Source organism: Aeribacillus composti, from assembly GCF_007827555.1.
Lineage (GTDB): Bacteria > Bacillota > Bacilli > Bacillales > Aeribacillaceae > Aeribacillus > Aeribacillus composti.
In genome coordinates this window covers 16322-43161 of sequence record NZ_VISS01000003.1, presented here as the reverse complement: position 1 = coordinate 43161, position 26840 = coordinate 16322, and the positions used below count along the sequence as shown (strand labels likewise).

Sequence of the window (26840 nt, the reverse complement as noted above, 5' to 3'; positions counted from 1 at the left end):
GGAGGCAGGATGAAAAAAATTATAGCGGAAGCATTAAGGACTGCTGGAGATTTTGGAGTAATCGAAAACATTCGGAAAGTAAGCGGAGGTGATATTAACGAAAGCTATTTTGTACAGACAGAAAACCAAACGTATTTTTTAAAGTACAATTTAGAAGCTCCCGAAGATTTTTTCCGTCTGGAAGCGGAAGGGCTTCAACTGATTAGGGATACTAACACCGTGCGCGTACCGAAGGTGTTTGCTTACTCCGAGAATTCCAACGAGGGATTTTTGATCATGGAATGGGTGAACGGTAAAAAAGATGATAATACAGAAAAGCTGTTAGGCCAAAAGCTGGCAGCTTTACACAAAAGCCATTTTGTATATCACGGATATTCGAAAAATACATATATTGGAACGCTTCCTCAAAGAAACCGTCTTATGTCATCTTGGCTTGAATACTATCGGGACTACCGTTTAAGCGGACAAATGGAAATAGGAATCAAGAAAAATTATATACGTGGTGAACGTGGAAAAAGATTGGAAACTCTCCTTAATCGCTTGCATGAATGGATTCCAGCAAACGTGGAGGCTTCTCTTTTACACGGCGATTTATGGGGAGGGAATTGGATAGTTGGACCGAATGGGGAACCATTTTTAATTGATCCGTCCGTAATGTATGGAGATCGCCATTTTGAAATTGCCTTTACCGAATTATTTGGCGGCTTTTCCCAAGATTTTTACCGCTCATATGAAGAATATTACCCTCTTTCCGAAAGATATGAGGAAATCAAGCCTTTGTACCAGCTTTATTATTTGCTTGTCCATCTGAATTTGTTTGGGGAATCATATGGTGGAGCAGTAGACCGCATATTAAAAATGTATGTTTAAAAAAGATGAGGACTGAGAACCGTTAGTTTTTTCGGTTTAGACAACTGTTTCCCTTCGTTTTAAGAGCTTGCAACTCCCTAATTGTGCAAACGATCAAATGTTTTCTTCCAGAAAGAAAAGGATAGTTGTCGTCCCTCCCCGAAATTCTTATTTAAAAGCCCGCTCTTCTCAAATAAATTTATAAACGAACGTTTTCATTTTCTAATTCAACTGTAATGTCAAAGCTTCGCTGCCCGGCGCATTCGGTTTATTAGCTGAAAGAGGTTGGAATACTGAACTCAGCATCAAAATGCAAGGACTTGAAGCTGACAGCATTTCTATATTGAAGACAAATGAAACAGGCTTAATAGCTTGCTTGGTCCATTTTGTCTTGGTTGATTCGATTTATCTGAAAAATTCCGCCTCTAAACGCCGATGAAGGCAGCCGCATTGCGAGACTGCTGATTTTGGCAATCATATTTATTGTTAAACAAACGTTTGATTAGTAATATAGGTAATTGATAATAATATATGAAGCAAATAAATGTTTCCACAAAATTTTTTATGATAATCTAAAATAAAGGAGTTGATCACATGGCAAAAGTAGCTACTCTTATTACAGACTTGTTCGAAGACAGTGAGTTCACAAGTCCTGCAGAAGCATTTCAATCAGCAGGTCATGAAGTGGTCACAATTGAAAAAGAAGCTGGCAAAAAAGTTAAAGGAAAAAAAGGTGAAGCGGAAGTTAAAATTGACTATTCGATTGATGATGTAAAACCGGACGATTTTGATGCACTTCTTTTGCCGGGAGGTTTCTCGCCGGACATTTTGCGTGCGGATGACCGTTTTGTTTCTTTTGTAAAAGCTATGATGGATGCGAAAAAACCGGTATTTGCTATTTGTCATGGACCTCAGCTGCTAATTTCGGCAAAAGCATTGGAAGGTCGGGATGCAACTGGCTATAAATCAATTCGCGTAGATATGGAGTATGCAGGCGCCAACTATCATGACGAAGAAGTTGTCGTGTGCCAAAACCAATTGGTTACAAGCCGCACACCTGCTGACTTAGAAGCATTTAATAGAGAATCATTGAAGCTTTTGGATAAAGTATCAAAGTAAGCGGAGAGAAATTCAAAATTTTTTGCTGAGTGATTTTGGCAAAAACAAACTTCATATATGGCAAAAAACCTGCCTGTTTATGTTTGAACAGGCAGGTTTTTATCATGCAGCAAGACTTTATTATAGAACATCTTTCATCAAACGTTTAATCATAGGTGCCATGAAGAATAAAATAAGGCCAAGAATAATTGAAATCATGCCGATAATGCCAAAATAAACAATTTCTGTTTCAACTGTGTAGTATTTTACAAGCTGGGCATTAATGGCTTGAGCGGCTGCACTAGTTAAAAACCATAGGCTCATTGTTTGCGCTGAAAAAGCCGCTGGAGCAAGCTTTGTAGTTGCTGAAAGTCCTACTGGGGACAAGCACAGCTCTCCGATTACAACAAGGAAGAAGCTTAGTACGAGCCATAAAGGGCTAACTAATGACTCAGTACCGTTTACATAAGCAGGAATGATCATAACTAGAAATGATAGACCGCCAAAAATAAGTCCGAATGCAAACTTGCTCGGTGTTGATGGCTGACGCTTTCCAAGCTTCACCCAAAACCATGCAAAAACCGGCGCCAAAAAGATGATAAATAAAGGGTTCAATGATTGAAACCATGATGATTGCAGTTCAAGTCCTGCATAGGATAATTGGGTGCGCTTATCTGCATAAGTGGCTAAAATAATAGCCCCTTGTTCTTGAATAGCCCAAAAAACTACTGCGGCAATAAAGAGCGGAATGTAAGCAATTACACGCGAACGCTCCACTTCTGTTGTTTTAGGACTCCGGTACATAAATATAAAATAACATGCAGGTATTACAATTCCGAGGATGCTGACAATCATAGTAAAGCTATTTATAGTCAAAAGTCCTGCAGGGATGGTGACAGCTAAAAAGGCGATAATTACTAAAGCGCCGATGCCGAAAATAGTGAATACTTTTTTTCGTTCTTCCGGTTGTAATGGGTTAGGCACCTGTGTTCCGGCGAGACCAAGGTTTTTCTTTTTTGTTAGGACAAATGTCAAAAGCCCAAAAAACATACCAATAGCAGCAAGAGCAAAGCCAAGATGGAAATTATATCCTTGTCCTAAAGTTCCAACAATAATGGGAGCTAAAAATCCACCTAAATTAATACCCATGTAAAAAATACTAAACCCTGAATCGCGGCGGGCATCGTTATCTGCATAAAGATCGCCGACAACACTTGATACATTCGGCTTTAAAAGTCCAGTACCGAGAACAATCAGCGTCATGGAAATGAATAAAGCTTCAATATTTCCAGGGAAGGATAAGACGATATGGCCGAGCATGATTAAAATTCCGCCGTAAAAAACAGTTTTGCTTGTCCCTAACAGGCGGTCTGCAATCCATCCTCCAATCGTTCCCGACATATACACGAGAGAACCGTAGATCGCCATAATCGATGCAGCGGTAGCTTCATCTATTCCCAAACCGCCTTTAGAAACTTCATAATACATATAATAAAGAAGTATTGCTCTCATTCCGTAATAGGAAAAACGTTCCCAAAACTCCGTAAAAAACAGCGTAAATAATCCTTTTGGATGTCCAAAAAAACCTTTTTGCGGAAGGCTTTGGACAATCTGCTCCTTTGTTATCATAAAAATAAACCTCCATTATTTTTATATAATTTTTAAGATGTTTTGAATTGTCCGAAAATAAAAAAATAACCGTCCTACCGCTCTTTAAATAATATTTTAATATAATTAAAACGTCAACTGTTAAATGCATAAAATTATATATATATAATATTTGAAACAGTTGTAAGTTAGGGAATTTTTAAAAAAAGAGGAGGATACAATATGAAATGGGGGATTGGAAAAAGAAAAAATCGGTTCCCATATAGGTTAAACCGATTTTATCCATGGTCATATTGATTATATTAACGATAAGATTTCTTTCTATTTATTTCCTCTGCTATCAATTGATACGATTTTGTGCGTTCTTCATAGCTTCCAGTTATTGTTATGATCATCATTTCATCTGCTTCATACCAATTTTTTAATTCATATAAACGGTGAACGACAAATGTTGGATCGCCAATGATCATATTCTTTTGAAACTGTTGAAATTCATCTGAATTCAGCAATTGCTGCTTTGCTTCTTCTTTTAATGGAAAATCAAGTGTTTTTCCTTTATGATGCTGAAGATTCCATAAAAAGCTGCTGAAGGCAATTTGCTCCGCTTTTTCGTTAGTTTCAGCGCATATTGCCGAGACTGTGACAATTGTCTTTGGCTGCTGTTTTCTTTTTTTCTGGAACTGATTTTTATATGTTTGAATAATTTGCCGCCCGTCTTCATTGCTCATAAATTGGCCAAATGCATAGGAAATGCCGTTTTCAGCTGCTAAAAAGGCGCTCTTTATGCTTGTGCCAAGGATCCAAGGTTCAGGAGGAATATTTGGCAAAGGAGAGGCTGAGATGCTCGAAAATAATTCATTTTTTGGATAGTCATTATATAAAAAATGAAGCAGCTCTTGAACGGTTTTCGGCATGTTTTTTACATTTTCGAGATAATTGCCGGATAACGCAATGCTTGATTGAGCGTCTCCTCCGGGGGCCCGCCCGATCCCAAGATCAATGCGGTTAGGAAATAATGTTGCCAGCATATTAAACATTTCCGCAACTTTATACGGCTTATAGTGGGGGAGAAGCGTTGCGCCTGACCCGATGCGAATCGATTTTGTTTTTGCCCCTATAACTGGGAGCATAATTTCTGGAGCGGAGCAGGCAAGTCCGGAAAGATTGTGATGCTCCGCAATCCAGTAGCGGGTATAGCCTAGTTTTTCCGCCAATACGGCCAGTTGAATGGATTGCTCCAACGCCTCTTTTGCTGTTGAGTTGTTCAAAATCGGTGCTTGGTCTAAAATGCTAACCTGCATTATTCGCCAACCTTTCTTCGTAAATTAAAAATTTTTTAATGCTTCGCGAATCGGGGTGTTTCCTGAGACTAGGTCAAATGAGCGGCGAAAAGTGTTTTTCTCCGTTATTGATGCAAAAATAACCGAAGCCACATCTTCTCTTGGAATGGCGGCTCTTTCAAGATTTTCAGCAATTTTTATTTCTCCGGTTCCTTTCTCATCCAATAGCGCCCCCGGCCGGACAATTGTATAGTTTAAACGGCTTTGGACAAGGAAACGGTCGGCATAATGCTTGGCAACATAATAATGTTTAATCTTTTCGTTCCAATTTTGTCTATTATGGGCTTGCAGAGCGCTGACCATTATAAACCGTTGAACGCCTGTCTTTTCTGCTGCTTCAATTGTTTTTACGGCACCGTCTAGATCTACTAAAAGAGTTTTATCTGCACCTGTATGTCCGCCTGAACCTGCGGTAAAGACGATCCCTTCCGCACCTTTGATCGCCTCGGCAATCTGATCGACTGTGCCTTCCAAATCAGCTAAAACCGTCTTGACTCCGATCGAGTCAAAATATTCTTTTTGGTTTTCGTTGCGGATCATTGCTTTCACTGTGTGCTCGTTGCTTTCTTTTAATAACTGAACAAGAATTTTTCCGATTTTTCCATTGGCGCCAACTACAACAATTTCCATAACGGACTCTCCTTTCAAACATCGTTTATTAACATTATTCCAGAAGCTGGCTGTTTTCTCAAATGATCGATACATGGTATGTGGTTGATTTTCCCATCGATGGGGATTAGTATATTAATAATTGACTTTTAAGATGTTCAAGGGGGTAAAGGAGGGGTGAGTATGGAACGCTATACGGTAAAGGCAGAAAAAGAAATTTCTATTAAAAAAATGCTCTTGATAGTTGGAATCATCTTTGCTGCTTTTAATTTGCGTCCTGCTATTACTTCGGTCGGACCGCTCATCGGTTATATTCGTGAAGATCTCGGAATCTCCAACGGGGTTGCGGGTTTACTAACGACTATCCCGTTAATCGTTTTTGCGGTTCTTTCGCCATTAGCTCCGAAATTTGCAAGCCGATATGGAAATGAAACGGCGATTTTTGCCGGGTTAGTCGTGCTTCTTGCAGGAATGATTATTCGAACATTCGGAGCGATGATCGGTCTGCTTTTAGGAACTGTATTGATTGGAGTAGGCATTGCCATTGGAAATGTGCTTCTTCCGGGTATTGTAAAAGAACGGTTCCCGGATAAAATCGGACTGATGACAAGCGTTTATTCAACAGCTATGGGTATGCTTGCAGGGATCGCCTCCGGTTTAGCAATTCCGTTGTCGGAAGGATTAAAATTTGGATGGAAAAATGCCTTATTATTTTGGGCAATTTTAGCAATTGTGGCGATATGTTTATGGTTTCCATTAATTAGTGGAAAACAGAGATCCGCGAAACCGCCAATTGAACATATTTCAAATGGTTTTTTGCTCCAGTCGCCGCTGGCATGGCAAGTCACATTTTTTATGGGTCTTCAATCGTTCTTATTTTATAGTATGGTTGCATGGCTTCCTGAAATTTTGCAGGCGGACGGATTAAGTGCTTCAACAGCTGGTTGGATGCTGTTTCTTGTGCAAATTGCTGGCTTGCCGGCAACATTTGTCGCTCCGGCACTGTCGGACAAATATGCAGATCAAAGGCGAATTGTAGCGGTTTTAGGAGCTATTTATTTAGCAGGTCTCGTTGGATTATTGTATGGCGGGCCTCTTTTACTGATTGTCTTTTGGATTATTTTAATCGGTATTGGACAAGGGGCAAGCATTGGGCTCGTATTAGCGCTATTTGGTTTAAGAACAAGAAGCTCCGAGCAAGCTTCCGCTTTATCGGGAATGGCGCAATCAATTGGTTATTTGCTTGCTGCTTTTGGGCCCATTTTAATTGGCGTTTTGTATGACAAAACTCATTCGTGGGTGGCGCCCATTTTATTGTTTATTGCTGTCTGTGTTTTGATGATCATTGCTGGTTTGAATGCCGGACGAAATAAGTATGTGTAAAAAAAACTAAATAAAAAGCCGGGCAGTTCAAAGTCGTTTTTTCGACTTATTGACTGCCCCTTTTAATGTTTTAGAAACGTCGATATATCGGTGTTTATGACTGTTTGTTTTCAATGGGGATTTGACTTTTTGGACAACCCCAAGCTTTTTATTGTATTTGGAAGGTTCCATTTGATAAATGAATGTTCACATCGGCGATGGATGCAATGTTTAAGAAGGGGCTGTCAAGAAAGTCAGTGAAAAACGATTTTCTTGACAGCCCCATTCCGGCTTGTTGATAGTGATTAATAATATTGATTATTCTTCCTCATAATTAACACCTATTGTAACCTCTGTATTTTCAATTGAAAAGTTTACATTCCATCTAGGATGTATTTTAACTTTATTTTCTTCATCAAGTTCTAGGACCCCGTGTATTTCATCATTATTTTTAGAAATGAAAATAACTTGCTTTGTTTCTTCATTTACATAAACATTAATTGATTCATGATAATTAAGTGTAAAACCGTTAAAAGTCATTTTCTTCATAAACTAAATCTACTCCTATTCTTTATTTGGATAACACTTTCCCATTTTTATCTAAAGAAGCTATTCTTTTTCCATCTTTCTTTAATTTCCATACACGTCCACCACGTCCTGCTGTATCTTTTTCTACTGACCACTTCCCATTTTTAAAAGTACCAGAATTTTAGTTAGAGGTGTATTCCCGTGTTTATCTTTAAAAGAACCTAATTTCACTTTTCCGTTTGAATCTAACAATGATTGTGGTATTCCATAATTAGAAGCAATTACTCTTTTAGGATCATTAAAATAGTTAGAAATAGTTTTATAGAGCCAACTTCCAGCCTTAATAGTAACCCCACCAACTACTATTGCACCAGTCGCTAGTAATGCAACTTGACCAACACCAGGAACAAAATAAATAGCAGGAGCCAATGCAAAGAAAGGTTAAATAGAAGAACCACCATTACCATCACTTAAAACAACAATCTCAGGTGATTTTAAATACTCCTCAAATTCCTCTGGACTATAAAATTTGCCATCTATCAAAACACCATCTTCCAAACTTCAAAATTAGAAATATCTTGGTTATAAATGATCTCCTCATCTTTAAATTGAGAAGCTTTTAGAGTAGATATACCTGCAGTTCCTACAGATGAAAAAATTAAAGCAAAACTAAAATACATTTCATGCGGTTCATATCAAACGTTGCCTTTCAATTTTTGGTTCTTAAAATGTTTAAACAGGTAGAGAAATCACATATCCGATAAAAAACAGCATTGTTAAAAATATTTTTGATTTTCCAACCTTTTTAGCTGTTCTATAAAATCCCCCCTTTAAACTTCCAATTTTATGTAGGTTTTTAGCGATTGGGATACATTTCCATTAATGTTATTATAGTATTATGTTGTTTTCAACCCCTCTATATAACATGAGTCAGTCAAGACTTTGTGGGAACTTTTTTGATTCGCTGAAAAAAGAAGTAAGTCATAGGTTAGCGAACCATTTTTTTGAATTTCATCCGTAAGCGCTTTTGGACTCTCATCTCTTGCCATGACGGGCGAATATGTATACCTTTTTTTACCTACCTTGAATTTAAACAGAGCATGCCTTTTTGTCATTGGCATGGTCAAACAGCTAAAACAACGGTATCTCTTCAACGGAGAACGTTTAACCTTGGAACAACTGTATCGAAAAGCGAAACGAGACATTGGCTAAAAAGAAACACTCGGCTCGATTCACGTAACTCTTCATACGGGTTTACCAGTGAAAATCGTGTTTGTGCGGAATCGAAACAACCAAAGTGAATGGCTGGCCATTTTGAGTACAGATACCACGCTGTCTAATGAAGAAATCGTTCGAATCTATGGGATGCGTTGGGACATCGAAACCTTTTTTAAATTCAGTAAATCGTTTTTACATTTAGCCAAAGAGTTTCAAGGTCGTTCCTATGACATGATGATTAGCCATACTACCATTGTCTTCACTCGGTATATCTTGATTGCTTGGCAACTTCGGAAAGAAGAGGATCCAAAGACCATGGGCAACTTATTCTTGTTTCTATGTGACGAAGTAAAAGAGATGGACTTTAAAACGGCTTTACTACAATTGATTTCTCTTTTCCAAACTTTGGATGAAGCTATTGAATGCCGGACGAAATAAGTATGTGTAAAAAAAACTAAATAAAAAGACGGGGCAGTTCAAAGTCGTTTTTCCGGCTTATTGACTGCCCCTTTTAATGTTTTAGAAACGTTGATATATCGGTGTTTATGATTGTTTGTTTTCAATGGGGATTTGACTTTTTGGACAACCCCAAGCTTTTTATTGTATTTGGAAGGTTCCATTTGATAAATGAATGTTCACATCGGCGATGGATGCAATTGTTAAATCGTGCGTCACCATGATGACGCATTTTCCCTCTTGATGTGCTAAATCTTGAAAAATGCGGACGATTTCTTTAGATGTTTGCTCATCCAAGTTTCCTGTTGGTTCATCCGCGACAATTAACTGCGACTCGCAGCAAAGAGCGCGGGCAATGGAAACTCTTTGCTGTTGTCCTCCGCTTAGTGTCAGTACTTTTTGCTTTGCTTGGTCCTGCGAAATCCCCATTTGTTCTAATGTTTTTAGTGCAAATTGTTTATATGGCTTTTTAGAGGATTTCGTTATTTCCATTGCCGCAACGACGTTTTGCAATGCTGTCATATAAGGAAGCAGGTTGTATGATTGAAAGACGATTGAGACGTATTGATTGCGAAATTTGGAATAGCCGATTTTTTTTAAATCCTTGCCCTCGTATAAAATAGCCCCTTCTTTTGGAGAATCAAGAGCACCGGCAAGAGCTAAAAATGTGGATTTTCCCGCACCGCTTGGACCAGTAATTGTGTAAAATGTACCTTTTTCAAAATCAATATTGATCTTTTTTAAGATTTCTACTTTTTTTTGATCTCTGCTATACCAATAGCTAACATCTTGAAATTTCAACAATGCACTCATTTGATCCCCTTCTTTTCTTAGTCTTGTTTAGTTAAAATCACCTTCGGATGCAGCCGCAAAACGGACAGCGATGGAATAAATGATGATAAAACGGCAATTAACATTCCGATAGACGACAGCATGCCTAAATCTTTCGGTGTTATTGCGATTTCTAAGTCATCAATTGTTTCCACGTTAGCTGCTTGCCCTCTCATTCCTACACTGCCTCCCATTCCTGGTCGAAAGGATGGAGGTGTATTCATCTGCTCTTGCTGGGCCAGCTCTTGCGCTAATAATTGATCGCTGATCTTGCCGGCCACCACATTTCCGCATGCGCTTGAAATTCCGATGGCGAGAACGGCTACAATCAATATTTCTGCGACAAATTGACCGATGAGCTTCCATCTTTTCTCCCCAAGAGAAAGAAGAACACCCATCTCGTATTTCCGTTCGCGGATTGACAGCATGACAATCAGTCCAAGAATGACAGCCCCTGAAATCGTCACTAAGTAAACGACATTTTTTGAAAATGACGCGACATTGTTGATTGGTCCGACCATTTGATTGTATAGCTGATCATTTGCATCAAGCTTGAATGTATCGAAGTCTATGCTCGAATTTTTCTTCGCTTTTTGAATAAACGAGTCTATTTCCGCGGGATCTTTCATGTAATAAACAGCGCGGTCAATGGTATTTTCATAGTCTTCACCTTTCAGTGTGTTCGCGACAGTATATGGAACGTACAATTTGTTGTAAGGGTTCATAAAAGAAAAATTCATTCCTTGATCTTGTTCGTTTGTGGTTGTCTCATAAATGCCAATGATTTTTAATTCAATCGTTTTTTCCTCTTCATTGGCACCTTTTACCGTAATCGTATCACCGACAGTTAAGTCGTTTTCATCCGCCAATGTTTTTTCGATGACCACAACATTTTTTCCTAATGATTGATCGGTTATATGTTCACCTTCTACCAATGTAGAATCTCCGTTCATAAATTCTTCGACAGCATCAGTAAAAACGACGCCTTGCAGACTGACATCAGACTGAAACATTGGATTTCCATTTTCCCCAAAGGGACCTCTGTTTTCTGTTTCCTCATCCGAATCACTTGTGTCTTCATTTTCAATTGGATCAAAGTCTTCAGCAATTCCGTTTGTCGACGAATATAAGTTATAACCTTTTACTTCTGAGTATGTAGATAATTCTTCTGCCGATTTTACCGGAATGGGTTCAAGCTGAAACCTCGTCCGTTCACCTTCCGATTGCTGCTGATTCCGCATTTTTTCCATATCCATCTGCAAGGTCACTTCTCCTCCCAGCTTTTCCTTCGCTAAATCACTGGCTTTCTTTGCTGCACTTTCGATCGCCAGACCGGAAAGGACAAGTAAGCAAATGATGGTGAAAATAAACAGTTGTAAAAGGCTCTTTCCTTTTCTAGCCCATACGCTTAACAACGACCTTTTAAAAAAATTCATCTAATCTTACCTCCTTCGTGATTGTCAACGATAAGCATATTGGAAACATATGAACAATTTATGAAAAATCTATGTTCGAAAGTTTAATTTTTTAAAAGAGAAGTTGAAGTAGTTGCTTCCCTTTCTTTACTCGTTTATCTTGAAAATAAGAGTTGTTTTAGCGGGAGGAAGAGAAATGAAAATTTTAGTGATCGAAGATAATGAAAGCGTCTGTTCGATGCTAAATATGTTTTTTATAAAGGAAGGGATTGAAGGGGAATTTGTCCATGATGGACTTGAAGGCTACCAATCCGCTAAGAGTGGCAATTGGGACTTGCTCATCATCGATTGGATGCTTCCCGGAATGGATGGAGTCACGCTTTGCAGAAAATTAAGAGAAGAAGAACACTCCGTTCCGATCATCATGCTGACCGCTAAAGACAGTGAATCCGATCAAGTGATCGGACTTGAAATGGGAGCCGATGATTATGTCACGAAACCGTTTAGCCCGATTGCACTAATGGCGAGAATAAAGGCAGTGGCGAGAAGATATAACAAGCAAGAACCTCGTCAAAAAAACATTGTGACAACCAAACACTTTAAAGTGGATAAAGATGCAAGAGAAGCGTATTTTAAAGGACAATCGATTAATAACCTAACTCCAAAAGAGTTTGACCTCCTTTATCATTTTCTCACACATCCGCGCCAAGTATTTACGAGAGAGCAGTTGCTGGAAAGTATATGGGGGTATCAATTTTACGGGGATGAAAGAACGGTTGATGTCCATATGAAAAGGCTGAGAAAGAAGCTCGGGCCTGAAGCGCAAAACTTCCTTCACACGGTTTGGGGGGTGGGATATAAATTCGACGAATCGGTGAAGCACGATGAAACTTAAATATATGTATCAGCTGCTTATTAGCCATATAGGAGTTTTAGTCATTGCATTCTTGATTTTGAGCTTTTCCTTTGCAAAATATGTTGAAAACTATGTTTATCAAAATAAAGTAGAAGAATTGATTGCCTACGGCCAAAACATTTTACATGATTATAGCCGCGATAATTGGGGCGGAAACCGGATTTTGGATCAATACCGGCAGGTGCTGAGGACACGAAATATTATGTTCAGTGTGTTTAATCAACAAGGCGAAATTTTTTATCCGGAAGCTGGCTTTTTCCCGCGGTTCACAATGTCAGAAAAAGAATGGGAGAGTTTGGAGGATGGCAAAATTGTCGTGGTCAAGCAAGATTTAAAACGGTTTGATCAGGCGGTATCCTTCGTTTCTTTGCCATTCATCGTGAACGGGGAGCTGATGGGAGGAGTTCTCCTAGTTTCGCCGATAAGCGGTTCAAGAGAGACCATCAGCGACATTAATCAGTTTTTATTTTATACAATTTTAATTTCGTTGACGGTTTCATTTTTGCTAAGCGGTCTTTTATCGAAGCTGCATGTTCGGAGAATTCAGAGGATTCGTGAAGCAACGTCAATGGTGTCATCTGGAAACTATGACGTCCAGGTGAATGCCTCCAAAATCGATGAAATTGGTGAGCTGGCAAGCGACTTTAATGAAATGGTAAAAAAGCTTAAAGCTTCTCAGGAGGAAATAAGCAGGCTTGAAAAAAGAAGGAGACAGTTTATTGCAGATGTTTCTCATGAGTTGAAAACTCCGCTTACAACGATCAGCGGTGTCATTGAAGGATTAAAAAGCGATATGATTCCTGAAGAAGAAAAAGAAAGAGGCATTCAATTAGTAAGCCAAGAGGCAAAAAGGCTGATTCGGCTAGTTAATGAAAATTTAGATTATGAAAAAATTCGGTCGAATCAAGTAAAGCTAAATATAGAACCTATACAGTTAATTGATGTGTTTGAAATTGTGAAGGAACAGCTTCTTTCACAAGCTGAGGAGAAAAATAACATTATGATCATTGAAGCGGATGAAAATGAAATCATTTATGCTGATTATGATCGCCTCATTCAAATTTTGATCAATATTGTTAAAAATAGCATTCAGTTTACACAAAACGGAAAAATATTTTTGCGTGGGAAACCTGGATATAAGGAAACAATCATTGAAATCGAAGATACCGGGATCGGAATGGACGAAAAAGAAATTGAAAACATTTGGCAGAGATTTTACAAAGCAGATCTGTCAAGAACAAACAATAAATACGGGGAATTCGGGTTAGGACTCTCAATTGTGAAGCAGTTAGTGCTCCTGCATCAAGGAGAAATTAACGTGACAAGTAAAAAAGGCAAAGGAACGAAATTTGAGATTAAACTGCCTGTCAAAAGCTAAAGAATCTTGTAGAAGGGATTGGATAATACATGGAGCTTGAATTTCATCGTTCGCCCAATAAATATATCGGGGGAGTATCGATCAAAGTGGAGGATCTTAAGAGATCTATTGCGTTTTACCACAATTTATTGGGGTTTAAAATATTAGAGCAAAAGGAAAATAAAGTCGTTTTTTCTGCTGATGGAAAGAAGCCGCTATTGATTGTCGAACAACCGGATAATGTAATAAGAAAACAAGTCCGGACGACAGGGTTATATCATTTTGCCATTTTATTGCCGGAAAGGAAAGATTTAGCTAATGCCCTTTATCATCTCATTCAAATGAACTATCCGCTGCAGGGTGCTTCCGATCATTTGGTCAGTGAAGCGGTCTATTTGGCAGACCCGGATGGAAACGGCATTGAAATTTATGCTGATCGAAAGTCGGCGAATTGGGAATGGAATCAAAATCAAGTTGTGATGGACACGATTCCGTTAGATATAAACGATTTATTTTCTGAAAGAGATCCAGAGGGCTGGCAAGGGATGCCTGAAGCAACCATTATTGGTCATGTTCATTTGCATGTTGCCTATTTAGATGAAGCAGAACAATTTTATTGTAAAGGCCTCGGTTTTCAAATGACATCAAAATATGGATCTCATGCATTATTTATTTCTAGCGGCAAATACCATCACCATATTGCGTTAAATACTTGGAACGGTATAGGGGCTCCAAAGCCTCCTGAGAATAGTGTCGGGCTTAAATGGTTCACAATCATTTTGCCGAATAAGGAAGAAAAAGATCAGGTGATCAAGAGATTAAAAGAAATAAATGCACGTATAACTGAAAAAGATGGAAAAATATACACAATTGATCCTTCCGGAAATCAAATTGGAATAACGACAGCTCATTAAAAATCGATCATGAACATGGACGCATTGGCGTCTTTTTTTTGTGCAAATTTTTCTTGCATTAAGAATAAAAAAACGAAAAATGCAAATATTAACAAGAAATAAAAATGCTGGAGTTAAGCAAAAATGAAATTCAAAAAGATGCTTTTATTTGCTGTTGTTTTGTTGTTGTTATCCGGCTGCTGGAACCGAAGAGAATTAAACACGATTGCCATTCAAGTGGGTTTAGGGATCGATAAAGAAGGAGACCAGTATGTGGTGACCTCGCAAATAGTAAACCCTAGTCAAATTGCCATGCTGATGAGTAAAGGGGATAAAACTCCTGTTATGACTTATCAAGAGAAAGGTCACACCATCATTGAAGCTATACGGCGAATGACCACTGCTGTTCCAAGGAGAATTTACTCTTCTCATTTGCGGATTTTAGTAATCGGTGAGGAATTAGCAAAAGAGGGAATTGGGGAGGTGCTTGATCTTTTGTCACGCGATCATGAAATGAGAACAGATTTTTATATAACTGTTGCAAAGGATGCCAAGGCAGGGGATATTTTAAAAGTTTTAACAGCGTTAGAAGATATCCCGGCGAACCAGCTTTTTAATTCTCTTGAATTATCAGATAAGCAATGGGCGCTGACAATATCTGTAACTCTTGATCAATTGTTATCGGATTTAAGCAGCGAAGGGATCGAAGTGAAACTGACAGGAATATCAGTAGAAGGCAATCAGCAAGTCGGTGAAACGAAAGCCAATTATGAACAAATTGACCCTGAAGCAAAATTAAAATTTAAAGGAATCGCTTTGTTTCACCAAGACCGATTAATAGGCTGGCTGGATGAACAACAGAGCAGAGGACTTCATTATATTATCGGCAAAGTACATCGGACGATCGAAGAAATTTCATGCAAGAATGACGGAAAGATAAGCATTGACATTTTTTCTGCAAAAAGTCAGCTAAAAACAAAAATGCATAAAGGCAATCCCGTTGGTGAAGTTCATATAGAGGCTCAAGGAAATGTAGCGGATGTACAATGCAAGAATCTCACAATAACAAATACAAAAACGATAAGGAAGATAGAAAAAAAGACGGAAGAAAAAATAAAACAAGAAGTTGAAAAAGTTCTTTCGAATGTTCAGCAAAATTACCGAGTCGATGCTTTCGGTTTTGGAAAAGCGTTGTATCGGGACGATTATAAAAATTGGAAAAAAATAAAAAAACATTGGAAGGAAACGTTCACTGAACTTCCAATAAAAACTACTGTTGATGTCAAAATACGAAGAACAGGCACGATCAACAATCCTCCGCTTAACAAGCTGGAGGATTGAGAGCAGGGAAATGGAAGGAATTTTATATGGAAAAAGCAAAAATCGATGGGTTACAGATGTTTTCATTTATGTTTTTGTTTCAATTTGGAAGTCTGATTGTCACAGGGCTAGGATTGGAAGTAAAGCAAAATAATTGGATCGCCGTGTTAGTTGTTTCCGGAATTAACATTCTCCTTATTTTAATGATTTACGGTCCAATTTATAATCGTTTTCCAAACCTAACCTTGACAGGAATATTTTTGGAAAACACAGGGAAAATTGTTGGTACAGTGCTTTCAATCATATATAATTTTTATTTTATCTTAATCGCCGGCTTTATATTGCGGGATACTGGGGATAACATCATTAAATATCTTTTGCCTGAAACGCCTCTTGAAGTTGTTTTATTGATTGGAGTTTTACTTATTTCTTATTCATGCTTTTTAGGAATTGAAGTGTTCGCAAGAGTTGCCCAGCTGCTTTTCTTTATCATGATCACTCTAGGGATAATGGGAAATTTTTTAGTGTTTGCCTCCGGAATTGTTGATCCGATACATCTTTTGCCAATTTTAGAAGATGGCTTATTTCCTTTAATCAAAGCGGTGTTTCCGTCTATCATTTCTTATAGCGAAATGGTTGTCTTTTTCATGATACTTCCATACTTAAACAAACCTCAGAACGGTGTGCGAATTGGAACGTTATCGGTTTTATTCAGCGGTTTGGCCGTCTCATGGACTTTTGCATTAACTATTGCAGTGCTTGGGGTGTACGGAACGGAATTAGCCGATCTTCCTTTGCTTGATACAGCCCAAAAAATCAATGTCGGCGACTTTTTTCAGAGAATGGATCCGATTGTCATTTTAACTTTATTTATCGGCCTTTTCATAAAATTAAATATTTTTTTTTATGCAGGAGTTGTAGGAATGGCGGAGCTGTTTAAAAAACAAAAGCACCAGCCTTTTATACTGCCTGCAGCGATTATGATTTTTGTCATTGCAATTGTAAGTGCGGAAAATGAGATCGAGAAAAAAGAACTTTTAAAGGAAAAGCTTCCATTGTTCATTGAGCTGCCGATTTTAATTATTATTCCTTGTATATTGCTGGTGATCGTAGCCATTCGCGGAAAATGGCAAAAAAGAAAGCATCTACAACCTTATTCAAAAGGATCGATGAAGGATGAATGAATTTTTGGTAATAGGCGCATTATTATTAAGTCCCTTGCTGACATATGTGATCGTGTTATTAACTATTCGCCCTCTTATTAAAAAGGCTGTTTCATCATTTACAAAAATTCTCATGGGTGATCCTTATGCGGAAAATGTCTGGGAAATGGTCAGTGCCTTTATGCGGATAAGCCCAAGGATTGTCGTTGAGAACAGCTTGAGGGCTGCAGAAGGGAAAATTATTGACCGCCCGTTTGGTAGCCCGCGAAAATTTCTAAACTTTGACGGACTTGTTTTTTCACCCGCTCAGCTCGCTGTTTTTCCAGCAAAAGAGGACGCAAAAGTGGAAATGAAAACGGTTATTGGTCCCTTGGCCAAAAAACCTCTCACAATTGATATACCTGTTTTGCTTGGCGGGATGGCATATGGTCTTGGCGTAAGCGAACAAGTTCGAATTGCCCAAGCCTGGGGAACAGCCGTTGTCGGAACAGCCTGTAACATCGGTGAAGGGGGATTTTTACAAGAGGAACGTGAACGGGCAAAGCATTTGATCGTTCAATACCACACTGCGAATTGGGGGAAAAATGCAGATGTATTAAAACAGGCAGATGCTGTGGAAATCCATATTGGGCAAGGAGCTTCAGCTGCTGTCCCGGCAAGAATTTCACCTGAATTTTTGCAAGGAAAAGCCCGTGATATATTAGGTTTAAAACCGGATGAGACCGCAGTTATTCCAAGAAGATTCAATGAATGGAACAGTCCGAACGATTTAAGAAAGGTTGTAAAAGAATTAAAACAACTCACTGGAGGAGTCCCGATCGGAATCAAAATTTGTGCAAGCAACAGGCTTGAAGAAGATATTGAATACGGACTTTTGGCAGGTGTGGATTTTATTTCGATTGATGGCGGTCAGGCAGGTACAAAAGGATCGGCGCCGATCATACAAGATGATTTCGGATTGCCGACGATTTATGCATTGACTAGGGCTGTCCACTATATAACAAAAAGAGAAATGAAAGGAAAAGTGAGCTTATTGATTGGCGGCGGAATCAATACTCCCGGGGATGCATTGAAGGCTTTGGCGCTTGGAGCAGACGCTGTTTATATAGGAACTGCTGCTTTATGGGCAATGACGCATACACAGGTCGTAAAAACAATACCATTTGAGCCACCGACGGTATTGGCCTTTTATAGCGGAAGAATGGCGGATCAATTTAATAAAGAGGAGGCAGCATATTATTTATCTAATTTTTTAACGTCATTTTCGGAAGAAATACAGGTCGCTGTCAAAGGTTTAGGGAAAACAAATGTTCATGATGTGAACAAAAGTGATCTTGTCGCACTTGATGAAACAACAAGTAAAATTACAAAAGTCCCTTTAGCATTTGACCCAAATGAGACCGCTCATATGACTGGAAGCAAAAATTGATTTCGACTACTTCTTGTTTAGTACGTGGCTAAATCTTAACGCATGTTCAATTTCATCAGTCATGGCTCTAAAGAAAGCATCTCGAATCATTGGATCTTGTGTAGATAAATAATTATCGCGGTATGTCTCATATGCTTCCAATTCTTGTTCATAAGCGATCCGCAGACCTTCTTGGAAATTTCGGAATCGAGTTATTTTTGTTTGATAAACCGGTTTTTTTCCTGTTAATGTTTGATAAAGCTGCGTGAATGTTCGTAAATGTATTTTTTCGTCTTCTAGCGCATGTTCAATTGCCTGTCTCTGTTCAGAAGTTTCCGCCGCCTTTGCCAATCTTGTGTAAAAATCAATAGCACTTGCTTCAGAAGAAATTCCGTTTAAGATAGCCTTCAGTATATTGTCAATGGAGCTGTTGTTTCTATTTTGTCTAATGAAGCTGTGGTCGTAAACTGGATAATAGTAGTTTACATAATGTGTATTAGCATACATGCAAATATCCCACCTTTCATTTTTCTTATGTCAGTGTATTCAGATATAGAGAAAAAGTGATGAATTGGGTGAAATCGAGACGTGTCGGAAACAAATTTTTGTTAAAAACTAAATTCTTATTGACTTAAAACGAAAGAGGTTATATAATCATTTTCAAAATTATTTACTAAATAAATTATTTTCAGATAAGAAAAGCAAAGAAAAGGAGCAGTAAAAGAGGCCGGTGGCGCATAGAGAGCTGACCCGCAGGCTGAAAGGTCAGTCGTTCACCACTCTTTGAAGGTCACCTTGGAGCTTTGTTTTAGAAATAGCGCAAGCTAAAGTATAAAGCAACGGTTCTTCCGTTATCAAGAAAAGTCATGTACGTGACTTGCTGAGTCTGTATTTCGCGAGGAATACAGAAAAGTTGAGTGGTACCGCGAATAACTCGCCTCAACAATCCAATATTTCTTTTTGGATTGAGGCGAGTTTTTATTTTGATAATTTCATATGAAAAAGGTGAGGAAAAGGAGCAGTAGAAGAGAGCGATGACGTATTAGAGAGCTGACCCATAGGCTGAAAGGCCAGCCGTTATCTCTCTTTGAAGATCGCCTTGGAGCCTTGTTTTAGAAATGGCTTTTTGCCAAAGTATAAAACAACGGATCTTCCGTTACGAAGAAAGTCATCTATGTGTGACTTGCTGAGTCTGTATTCTGTGAGGAATACAGAGAAGCTGGGTGGTACCGCGAAGCATCTCGCCCCAGCAATCAACCGATGTTTTATGCGTTGGTGATTGCTGGGGCATGTTTTTTTAATTGGCTATTTCGCCATGCTGCCCGCTAAAAGAAAAGCCCGATTTAGCCAATCAAGCATTCAATAAAAATTGGCAACCCAATAGGTCTAGTCAGCAGCGCACAATAAAATTAAAATAATGAGAAAGGATGGATGAACATGAATCAAGTTATTGAATTTATTAAATCGGACCGGTTAAAAGAAAAGCCTGATCTTGAATCGTTAGGATTTGGAAAACATTTTACAGACCATATGTTTATATTGGATTATAATAAGGTGCAAGGGTGGCATTCCCCTCGTATAGTGCCGTTTGAACCGTTGGTGCTCTCGCCGTCAGCAATGGTATTTCATTACGGGCAAGCAATTTTTGAAGGGCTGAAAGCTTATAAAACGAATGACGGCCGCACATTGTTATTCAGACCGGATAAAAATATAGAGCGATTGAACCGCTCTTGCGAACGAATGTGTATTCCGCCCATTGACCCTGATCTAGTATTGGAAGCCATTGTGCGGCTTGTTGAAGTGGAAAGAGATTGGATTCCAAATAAAGAAGGCACTTCTTTATATATCAGACCGTTCATCATTGCAACGGAACCATATTTAGGAGTTAGACCAGCAAGCGAATACAAGTTTATGATTATCCTGTCGCCAGTTGGAGCTTACTATTCAGGCCGTCAGCTCGTTCCTGTAAAAATTTATGTTGAAGATGAATATGTTCGCGCTGTACCGGGAGGAGTTGGTCATGTTAAAACTTCCGGAAACTATGCCGCTAGCTTATACGCCCAAAAAAAAGCGGAGGAATTAGGATACGATCAGGTGCTCTGGCTCGATGGAAAAGAAAATAAATATGTAGAAGAAGTTGGAAGCATGAACATTTTCTTCAAAATCAACGGTGAAGTGTATACGCCAAAATTAAACGGAAGCATTTTGAGCGGTATAACAAGAGACTCCGTTATCCAGCTAGTGAAAGATTGGGGAGTACCGGTGCATGAAGAACGCATTTCAATAGAAGATATCTTCAATGCCTACAAAAACGGGGAATTGGAAGAAGTTTTCGGAACAGGAACAGCAGCGGTAATTTCGCCGGTCGGAGAGCTGAAATGGAATGAGCATAAAATGCTATTGAATAATTCAGAAACAGGCGAGTTTTCTAAAAAGCTTTATGAAACGATCACGAACATTCAATACGGAAAAGCGGAAGACAAGTTCGGCTGGACGAAAGAGGTATAATTCAATTTTATATTGATTTCAAATAAAATTTATTAAGGTGTCATCCATCTTTATTTGCTTTCGAATCAGAAATATTGGCAGTGTCAAAAAATTGTTTTTAGGTAAGAATGGAACAGAATATGGAGAGGAGATAGATGATTGATTAAAGCTGTTTTTTTTGACTTAGATGATACACTTCTTTGGGATGAAAAAAGCGTCAGCGACACATTCCAATATGTTTGCACCACAGCCGAAGAACAATACGGGGTTGATTCAAAACAGCTTGAGGAAGCGGTTCGTCAAGAAGCGAGAAAATTGTATGAATCTTATGAAACATATCCATTTACAAAAATGATTGGCATCAATCCGTTTGAAGGCCTTTGGGCGAATTTTAGCGAAATCGTGCACGAACAGTTTGGGAAGCTTAATCAATTGGCGCCTGTTTACAGAAAAGATGCTTGGACGAACGGTTTGAAGGCGGTCGGTATAGATGATGCTGAATTCGGGGAAAAGCTGGCTGAGCTTTTTCATGCAGAACGGCGCAAAAGACCGCTCGTATATGAAGATACATTTGAAGTATTAGAACAGCTGAAACAAAACTATCGTTTGCTTCTTTTAACAAACGGGGATCCAAGCCTGCAAAAAGAAAAGATTGCTAGTGTTTCTGCTCTCTCATCGTATTTTGAGCATATTGTCATTTCAGGTGAGTTCGGCAAAGGTAAGCCTGATCCGTCAATTTTTGAACACGCACTAAACTTAATGGGTGTTCAAAGCAATGAAGTGGTAATGGTTGGAGACAAACTGAGCACTGACATACTTGGGGCATCACGGACAAATATCCGGTCTGTTTGGATTAATCGAAAGCAGTTGGAGCTTAGCGGAGAAGTCACTCCAGACTATGAAATCAGCCAATTAAGAGATTTATTGACGGTTTTAGAGGATTTAAAAAAGGAATAGAAATATTTTGATAGGAAAAGAATTGAGGCTGGACTGGATGAAAAAACATCCGAAGTCCAGTTTTTTTAGATTCGTGCTTTTTATGAAAGGGCTGTCCAGAAAATCAAATCGCCATTGAAAACAAAAAATCATAAACACCGATATCAACGTTTCTAAAACATTCATGGGGGCGTCTATAAGCCGTAAAAACGACTTATTAGACACCCCCAGCGGCTTTTTCTTTATTTAAGATGCGAGCCTAAAAATTCTTTCACTTCCTCAGGTGTTTTTGCGTATGCGCTGTGCAGATGAGCGATTTTTTCGTTGTTTTTAAAAATTAAAATGCTTGGAATTCCCATTACTTGATATTTTTCAGCTAGGTCGGGGAATTGATCTTTATTGATCTCATACCATTCATATTGACCGTATTCTTCTAAAATGTCGCCGATAAACATGTCCATTCTTTTGCAATCAGGGCACCAATCGGCAAAAAACTTGATGATGGTTTCTTGATTGCTCTGAATCACTTGTTCAAACTGTTCTGCTGTCTCTATTGGCTTCATTGGATAACCCCTCCTTCCTTCGTATTTATTTTAATTCATGGTAAAGAAGAAGTGAATTTTTTTCTCCCGCAAATAAATTGTTCGGCAATGATAACAAAAACAACCTATATAATGATAAAATAGAACAGATGATTTTTTTCAAAACGGGAGGAAAAAATAAATGGCAATCAAACTGGCGCTTGTATATGGGGGCAAATCTGCCGAGCATCAAGTATCATTACAAACAGCTCGGGCAGTAATAAACGCTCTCGATAAAAATAAATTTGACATATATCCAATTTATATTACGGAGCAAGGGCAATGGGTAAAAGGAAAGCAATTGAACGGTCCAGTTGAAAGTGTAGAAGACTTGAAGTTTCTAGCGGGAAATTCCGAAGCTGGAGAAAAAGGTGAACATTTGCCGGTACCTTTCAGTCAAGAACTATTTAACGCTCCAGGAAGCGCTGATCCAGTCCATGTCGTATTTCCGCTATTGCATGGACCGAATGGTGAAGATGGAACGATACAAGGAATGCTGGAATTGCTGAATATACCTTATGTTGGGAATGGAGTTTTGGCTTCAGCAGCGGGAATGGATAAAATCATTATGAAAAATTTATTTGCCCAAGCAGGACTCGCTCAGGCAAAGTACGTTTGGTTTACGAACAAAGACTGGGAAAAAGATAAAGAGGAGGTTTTTCAAAAAGTCGAGGAGCAGCTCGGATATCCTTGCTTTGTAAAGCCAGCCAACCTCGGTTCAAGCGTAGGTATCAGCAAGGCAAAAGATCGGCAATCGCTCATTCAATCTATTGAAGAAGCGTTTCTGTATGATCGGAAGCTGATTATTGAAGAAAGTATTGATGGAAGGGAAGTTGAAATCGGAGTAATTGGAAATGATGAACCGATCTGCTCTGTTGTTGGGGAAATTGCTCCGAAAAAAGAGTTTTACGATTATAAAGCGAAATATGAAGACGGAGATACGGAGCTCATTATTCCAGCTGACATAACGGAAGAGCAATATGAACAAATCAAAAAAATGGCGCTGAAAGCATTTAAAGCTATCGATGGTTCTGGACTTGTTCGGGCAGACTTTTTCTTGAGAAAAGACGGAACACCGTTGATCAATGAAGTGAACACAATGCCTGGATTTACGCCGTTTAGCATGTTCCCTCTTTTATGGAAGCACAGCGGCATCGATTATCCGGCGTTGATTGAAAAATTGGTTCAGCTTGGAATCGAGCGATATGAACTAAAACAGAGAATCAAGTATACTATTTAAAGATCGTTCTTAGGGCGGCTGTGTAAAGCCGCCTTTTGAAAGGAGAACAAAAAAGCATGATAAAACGGCAATTATCAGCAATTAAGCAGATGGCAAACAACGCAGAATTAAAAGAGGAATTTGAGAAGATTACAATCGAAGGAGTAACGACTGATTCGCGGAATGTCCGTAAAGGAAACTTATTTGTACCCATTATTGGCGAAAAGTTTAATGGACATGACTTTGTCGAGAAAGCGTTCGAAAATGGTGCTCATGCCTCCTTATGGTCTAGATCAGTCCCGAATCCGCCGCAAGACAAACCATTGATCATTGTCGACGACACCTTGTCAGCATTGCAGCAGATTGCTTCTCACTATTTGTTGGCAGTAAACCCAAAAGTAGTAGGGATTACAGGCTCTAATGGCAAAACAACGACAAAAGATATGATCGCATCGGTTGTGGGCACTCGGTATCGCGTGCATAAAACGAAAGGGAATTTCAACAACCATATCGGTCTGCCTTTAACAATATTAGATATGCCTGAAGATACAGAAGTGGCCGTATTAGAAATGGGCATGAACGCTAAGGGAGAAATTGAATTATTATCATCAATTGCACGTCCTGATATAGCCGTCATTACCAATATCGGCGATGCTCATTTACAAGATTTAGGCTCTCGTGAAGGGATTGCGGAAGCAAAGCTTGAAATTATAAAGGGTTTAAAAGAGAATGGAACGCTCATTTATCATGGTGATGAGCCTTTGTTAAAAAAAGACTATTCATGTCAAACCGTAACGTTTGGAGAAAATAAAAACAATAATCTTTTTCCGACATCAATGGAGCTGTTGGGTGAAGGAACACGGTTTCGCGCCAATATAGCTGAACAGCCTTTTTTTATCCCTGTTTTAGGCCGTCACAATGTTTTAAACGCATTGGCAGCGATCGCTGTTGGAGAACTCCTAAAGATCGGACTGAATCGTATTGAAAAAGGGCTTCGCGATTTGAAAATAACAAACATGAGACTTGAATTGATTCAAACGAAGAACGGTATGTCCATCATAAATGATGCATATAACGCGAATCCTACAGCGATGAAAGCAGCCATTGATTTAGTCCATGGTCTAAAAGGATATTCGCAAAAAATTCTTGTCTTAGGGGATATGCTGGAGCTTGGCGAAAGAGAAGTTGAACTTCATCAAGAAGTAGGAATGATGCTGTCTGATCAAGAAATTGATCACCTCTTTACATTTGGAAAACTCGGAAAAGAAATTGCCGTTGGTGCAAAGAAAGTTATAGATGAAAGAAAAATTCATGTGTTTTTTGACAAAGATGAACTAATTCATGAATTAAAGAAAGCTGCAGGCTCAAAAGATCTTGTGTTAGTGAAAGCGTCCAGAGGAATGAAGCTGGAAGATGTTGTTCATGCATTAATGGAAGAATAAAATAAAACATCATTTTGCTTGTGCTTTTGTTTTTATGCTTTTTTAGCTATAGTGCGGTAAGTTGAAATAGATTGATGGAAATGGTATGATAACACCTGCGGTGAATGGATAAAAATCCCTATGCGTACTTTCCAGCAAAAATCGGAGTTTACACTATTCTCACGACTATGATAAGCTTACAGTTTCTAGAAAATACGCACAAGAGCCTTTTTATCCAGCAGCGCTTAATAAAAGTCTTAAAGGAGTTTGGAAAAATTGACAAATTTGTTTCACCAGTTCGGGTTGAGTCCGGAGCTGTTAAAATCAATAAAAAGAATGGGCTTTGAAGAAGCGACTCCCATTCAAATGCAGGCGATCCCTTTAGGCTTGAACAATAAAGACATCATTGGACAAGCGCAAACAGGGACAGGAAAAACAGCAGCTTTTGGCATCCCTTTAGTAGAAAAAATTAATGTTCATGATTCAGCTGTTCAAGCGATCGTGATAGCCCCAACACGGGAACTTGCTATACAAGTATCAGAAGAGTTATATAAAATCGGCTATGATAAACGGACAAGAGTATTGCCGATTTACGGAGGCCAGGACATTTCCAGGCAGATTCGGGCTTTGAAGAAGCCGCCCCACATCATTGTTGGAACACCTGGAAGGTTATTGGATCACATACGGCGCAATACGCTGCGGCTTGATTCTGTGCACACTGTCGTTTTAGATGAAGCGGATGAAATGCTCAACATGGGGTTTATTGATGATATTGAGCACATTCTTTCAAATATTCCTAGGGAGCGTCAAACCCTTCTATTTTCTGCGACAATGCCTGGTCCAATTAAATCAATTGCAGAACGCTTTATGAAAAATCCGACTCATGTCCGTGTAAAAGCGAAAGAAGTAACGGTTCCAAATGTGCAGCAATATTATTTAGAAGTGCCTGAAAAACAAAAATTTGACGTTTTGACAAGACTTCTTGATCTGCAATCACCGGAGCTTGCGATTGTGTTTGGCAGGACAAAGCGCCGAGTGGACGAACTTTCTGAAGCATTAAATGTCCGCGGCTATTCAGCAGAAGGAATTCATGGCGATTTAAGCCAAGCGAAACGCTTATCTGTTTTGAACAAATTTAAAAATGGAGCCATTGATGTACTTGTTGCAACAGACGTAGCAGCCAGAGGGCTTGATATATCTGGTATCACCCATATATATAATTTTGATGTACCTCAAGACCCTGAAAGCTATGTGCATAGAATTGGAAGAACAGGACGGGCTGGGAAGTCAGGAAAAGCGATGACGTTTATAACCGCAAGGGAACGCGGTATTTTGGAAACCATTGAGCATACAACAAAAAGAAAAATGGATCGAATGCGTCCTCCTACTTTAGATGAAGCACTAGTAGGAAAACAAAAAATGACGGTCGAAAAAATTTGCTCTGTAGTGGAAACTGAAAATTTAGATCAGTATAAAAATTTTGCTGCGGAGCTATTGGAAAAATATGATTCCGTCCCATTGCTTGCAGCAGCTATTAAAATGTTAACGAAGGAGCCGGATACGACACCTGTAAAATTGACGGAGGAACCTCCTCTCCCTATGAAGAAAGAAAAAAGCAGAAATAAACGAAAGCTTGATTTAAAAAACAAACGGGTTGGACGGAAACGCTCCTTTCATTCAGCAAGATCGACAAAAGGATCGGCTAGCCCAAAATAATTGGAATGAAAAAGAATAATCAGACATGGAAAAAGAGGCATTCCAAAACTTGGAGCTGCCTCCTTTTTATATATTTGAAACTTTTTGCCTAAATGAAACGTAATTTTTT

At 38.8% G+C, this 26840-nt stretch carries 23 protein-coding genes, 1 pseudogene and 2 other annotated features; of the genes and pseudogenes, 15 read left to right on the top strand and 9 right to left on the bottom strand.

The window, feature by feature from the left end:
- Window positions 1-9: 9 nt before the first annotated feature.
- Together FB379_RS02350 and FB379_RS02345 are read left to right on the top strand one after the other, a co-directional pair.
- Entirely contained in the window at window positions 10-870 is an 861-nt protein-coding gene (locus tag FB379_RS02350; RefSeq protein ID WP_144596863.1) for a fructosamine kinase family protein, read from the top strand.
- Window positions 871-1443: 573 nt separating this feature from the next.
- Window positions 1444-1968 (top strand): type 1 glutamine amidotransferase domain-containing protein, encoded by a 525-nt coding sequence (locus tag FB379_RS02345; protein WP_066247109.1) that lies wholly within the window; start codon window positions 1444-1446, stop codon window positions 1966-1968.
- Between the two features lie 120 nt (window positions 1969-2088).
- Here FB379_RS02345 and FB379_RS02340 read toward each other — a convergent pair whose 3' ends face one another.
- The 3 genes from FB379_RS02340 to FB379_RS02330 form a co-directional block, all read right to left on the bottom strand.
- Window positions 2089-3576: a peptide MFS transporter gene (locus FB379_RS02340; protein ID WP_130157917.1), complete on the bottom strand. Its 1488-nt coding sequence runs from the start codon at window positions 3574-3576 to the stop codon at window positions 2089-2091.
- 281 nt (window positions 3577-3857) lie between these two features.
- A complete protein-coding gene (locus FB379_RS02335; RefSeq protein WP_144596861.1) occupies window positions 3858-4856 on the bottom strand; it encodes an LLM class flavin-dependent oxidoreductase in 999 nt (332 codons plus the stop codon).
- 24 nt (window positions 4857-4880) lie between these two features.
- A complete protein-coding gene (locus tag FB379_RS02330) occupies window positions 4881-5525 on the bottom strand; it encodes an SDR family oxidoreductase (protein ID WP_063388744.1) in 645 nt (214 codons plus the stop codon).
- 162 nt (window positions 5526-5687) lie between these two features.
- On the opposite strand from FB379_RS02330, the gene FB379_RS02325 reads away from it, so the two are divergent.
- Window positions 5688-6887 carry a CynX/NimT family MFS transporter gene (locus FB379_RS02325; RefSeq protein WP_144596859.1) on the top strand — a complete coding sequence of 400 codons (1200 nt, stop codon included), beginning with the start codon at window positions 5688-5690 and terminating at the stop codon, window positions 6885-6887.
- Window positions 6888-7184: 297 nt separating this feature from the next.
- Here the strand turns inward: FB379_RS02325 and FB379_RS02320 are convergent, their stop codons facing one another.
- Both FB379_RS02320 and FB379_RS02315 read right to left on the bottom strand, forming a co-directional pair.
- Window positions 7185-7415, bottom strand: coding sequence for a hypothetical protein (locus FB379_RS02320; protein ID WP_066247105.1), 231 nt, complete (start codon window positions 7413-7415; stop codon window positions 7185-7187).
- A 123-nt stretch (window positions 7416-7538) separates the two neighbouring features.
- Window positions 7539-7823, bottom strand: coding sequence for a hypothetical protein (locus FB379_RS02315; RefSeq protein WP_066247103.1), 285 nt, complete (start codon window positions 7821-7823; stop codon window positions 7539-7541).
- A gap of 675 nt (window positions 7824-8498) precedes the next feature.
- Between FB379_RS02315 and FB379_RS02310 the strand changes: the two are divergent.
- Window positions 8499-9029 (top strand): annotated as a pseudogene (locus tag FB379_RS02310) (IS4 family transposase); the annotation flags it as partial.
- A gap of 180 nt (window positions 9030-9209) precedes the next feature.
- Here the strand turns inward: FB379_RS02310 and FB379_RS02305 are convergent.
- Together FB379_RS02305 and FB379_RS02300 are read right to left on the bottom strand one after the other, a co-directional pair.
- The gene (locus tag FB379_RS02305; protein WP_144596857.1) at window positions 9210-9881 is read right to left on the bottom strand and encodes an ABC transporter ATP-binding protein; all 672 of its coding nucleotides are present in this window, start codon (window positions 9879-9881) and stop codon (window positions 9210-9212) included.
- A gap of 17 nt (window positions 9882-9898) precedes the next feature.
- On the bottom strand, window positions 9899-11335 hold the full coding sequence (locus FB379_RS02300) for an ABC transporter permease (RefSeq protein ID WP_063388211.1): 1437 nt from the start codon (window positions 11333-11335) through the stop codon (window positions 9899-9901).
- A 175-nt stretch (window positions 11336-11510) separates the two neighbouring features.
- Between FB379_RS02300 and FB379_RS02295 the strand changes: the two genes are divergently transcribed.
- The 6 genes from FB379_RS02295 (at window position 11511) to FB379_RS02270 (ending at window position 18392) form a co-directional block, all read left to right on the top strand.
- On the top strand, window positions 11511-12209 hold the full coding sequence (locus FB379_RS02295) for a response regulator transcription factor (RefSeq protein WP_063388212.1): 699 nt from the start codon (window positions 11511-11513) through the stop codon (window positions 12207-12209).
- A complete protein-coding gene (locus FB379_RS02290) occupies window positions 12199-13608 on the top strand; it encodes a sensor histidine kinase (RefSeq protein WP_063388213.1) in 1410 nt (469 codons plus the stop codon). Before FB379_RS02295 ends, FB379_RS02290 begins: the two co-directional genes overlap by 11 nt.
- A gap of 29 nt (window positions 13609-13637) precedes the next feature.
- Window positions 13638-14501, top strand: a complete 864-nt coding sequence (locus tag FB379_RS02285) for a VOC family protein (RefSeq protein WP_066247096.1) — start codon at window positions 13638-13640, stop codon at window positions 14499-14501.
- Between the two features lie 123 nt (window positions 14502-14624).
- Window positions 14625-15821, top strand: coding sequence for a Ger(x)C family spore germination protein (locus FB379_RS02280; protein ID WP_144596855.1), 1197 nt, complete (start codon window positions 14625-14627; stop codon window positions 15819-15821).
- A 26-nt stretch (window positions 15822-15847) separates the two neighbouring features.
- On the top strand, window positions 15848-16984 hold the full coding sequence (locus tag FB379_RS02275; protein WP_144596853.1) for a GerAB/ArcD/ProY family transporter: 1137 nt from the start codon (window positions 15848-15850) through the stop codon (window positions 16982-16984).
- Window positions 16977-18392, top strand: coding sequence for an FMN-binding glutamate synthase family protein (locus FB379_RS02270; RefSeq protein WP_144596851.1), 1416 nt, complete (start codon window positions 16977-16979; stop codon window positions 18390-18392). Before FB379_RS02275 ends, FB379_RS02270 begins: the two co-directional genes overlap by 8 nt.
- Window positions 18393-18398: 6 nt before the next feature.
- Here the strand turns inward: FB379_RS02270 and FB379_RS02265 are convergent, their stop codons facing one another.
- Entirely contained in the window at window positions 18399-18878 is a 480-nt protein-coding gene (locus FB379_RS02265; RefSeq protein WP_066247086.1) for a ferritin family protein, read from the bottom strand.
- Between the two features lie 188 nt (window positions 18879-19066).
- Window positions 19067-19316, top strand: a binding site (T-box leader).
- 54 nt (window positions 19317-19370) lie between these two features.
- Window positions 19371-19623, top strand: a binding site (T-box leader).
- A gap of 185 nt (window positions 19624-19808) precedes the next feature.
- Here FB379_RS02265 and FB379_RS02260 point away from each other — a divergent pair.
- Together FB379_RS02260 and FB379_RS02255 are read left to right on the top strand one after the other, a co-directional pair.
- The gene (locus tag FB379_RS02260; protein WP_063388219.1) at window positions 19809-20879 is read left to right on the top strand and encodes a branched-chain amino acid aminotransferase; all 1071 of its coding nucleotides are present in this window, start codon (window positions 19809-19811) and stop codon (window positions 20877-20879) included.
- A 141-nt stretch (window positions 20880-21020) separates the two neighbouring features.
- Window positions 21021-21815 carry an HAD family hydrolase gene (locus FB379_RS02255; protein ID WP_066247187.1) on the top strand — a complete coding sequence of 265 codons (795 nt, stop codon included), beginning with the start codon at window positions 21021-21023 and terminating at the stop codon, window positions 21813-21815.
- A gap of 221 nt (window positions 21816-22036) precedes the next feature.
- Here FB379_RS02255 and FB379_RS02250 read toward each other — a convergent pair whose 3' ends face one another.
- Window positions 22037-22357: a thioredoxin family protein gene (locus tag FB379_RS02250; RefSeq protein ID WP_063388220.1), complete on the bottom strand. Its 321-nt coding sequence runs from the start codon at window positions 22355-22357 to the stop codon at window positions 22037-22039.
- A gap of 160 nt (window positions 22358-22517) precedes the next feature.
- On the opposite strand from FB379_RS02250, the gene FB379_RS02245 reads away from it, so the two are divergent.
- The 3 genes from FB379_RS02245 to cshA all read left to right on the top strand — a co-directional run bounded on the left by FB379_RS02245 (window position 22518) and on the right by cshA (window position 26731).
- On the top strand, window positions 22518-23615 hold the full coding sequence (locus FB379_RS02245) for a D-alanine--D-alanine ligase (protein WP_144596849.1): 1098 nt from the start codon (window positions 22518-22520) through the stop codon (window positions 23613-23615).
- Window positions 23616-23671: 56 nt separating this feature from the next.
- Window positions 23672-25036, top strand: coding sequence for a UDP-N-acetylmuramoyl-tripeptide--D-alanyl-D-alanine ligase (locus tag FB379_RS02240; protein ID WP_144596847.1), 1365 nt, complete (start codon window positions 23672-23674; stop codon window positions 25034-25036).
- Between the two features lie 315 nt (window positions 25037-25351).
- A complete protein-coding gene (cshA, locus tag FB379_RS02235; protein ID WP_063388241.1) occupies window positions 25352-26731 on the top strand; it encodes a degradosome RNA helicase CshA in 1380 nt (459 codons plus the stop codon).
- Window positions 26732-26840: the final 109 nt, after the last annotated feature.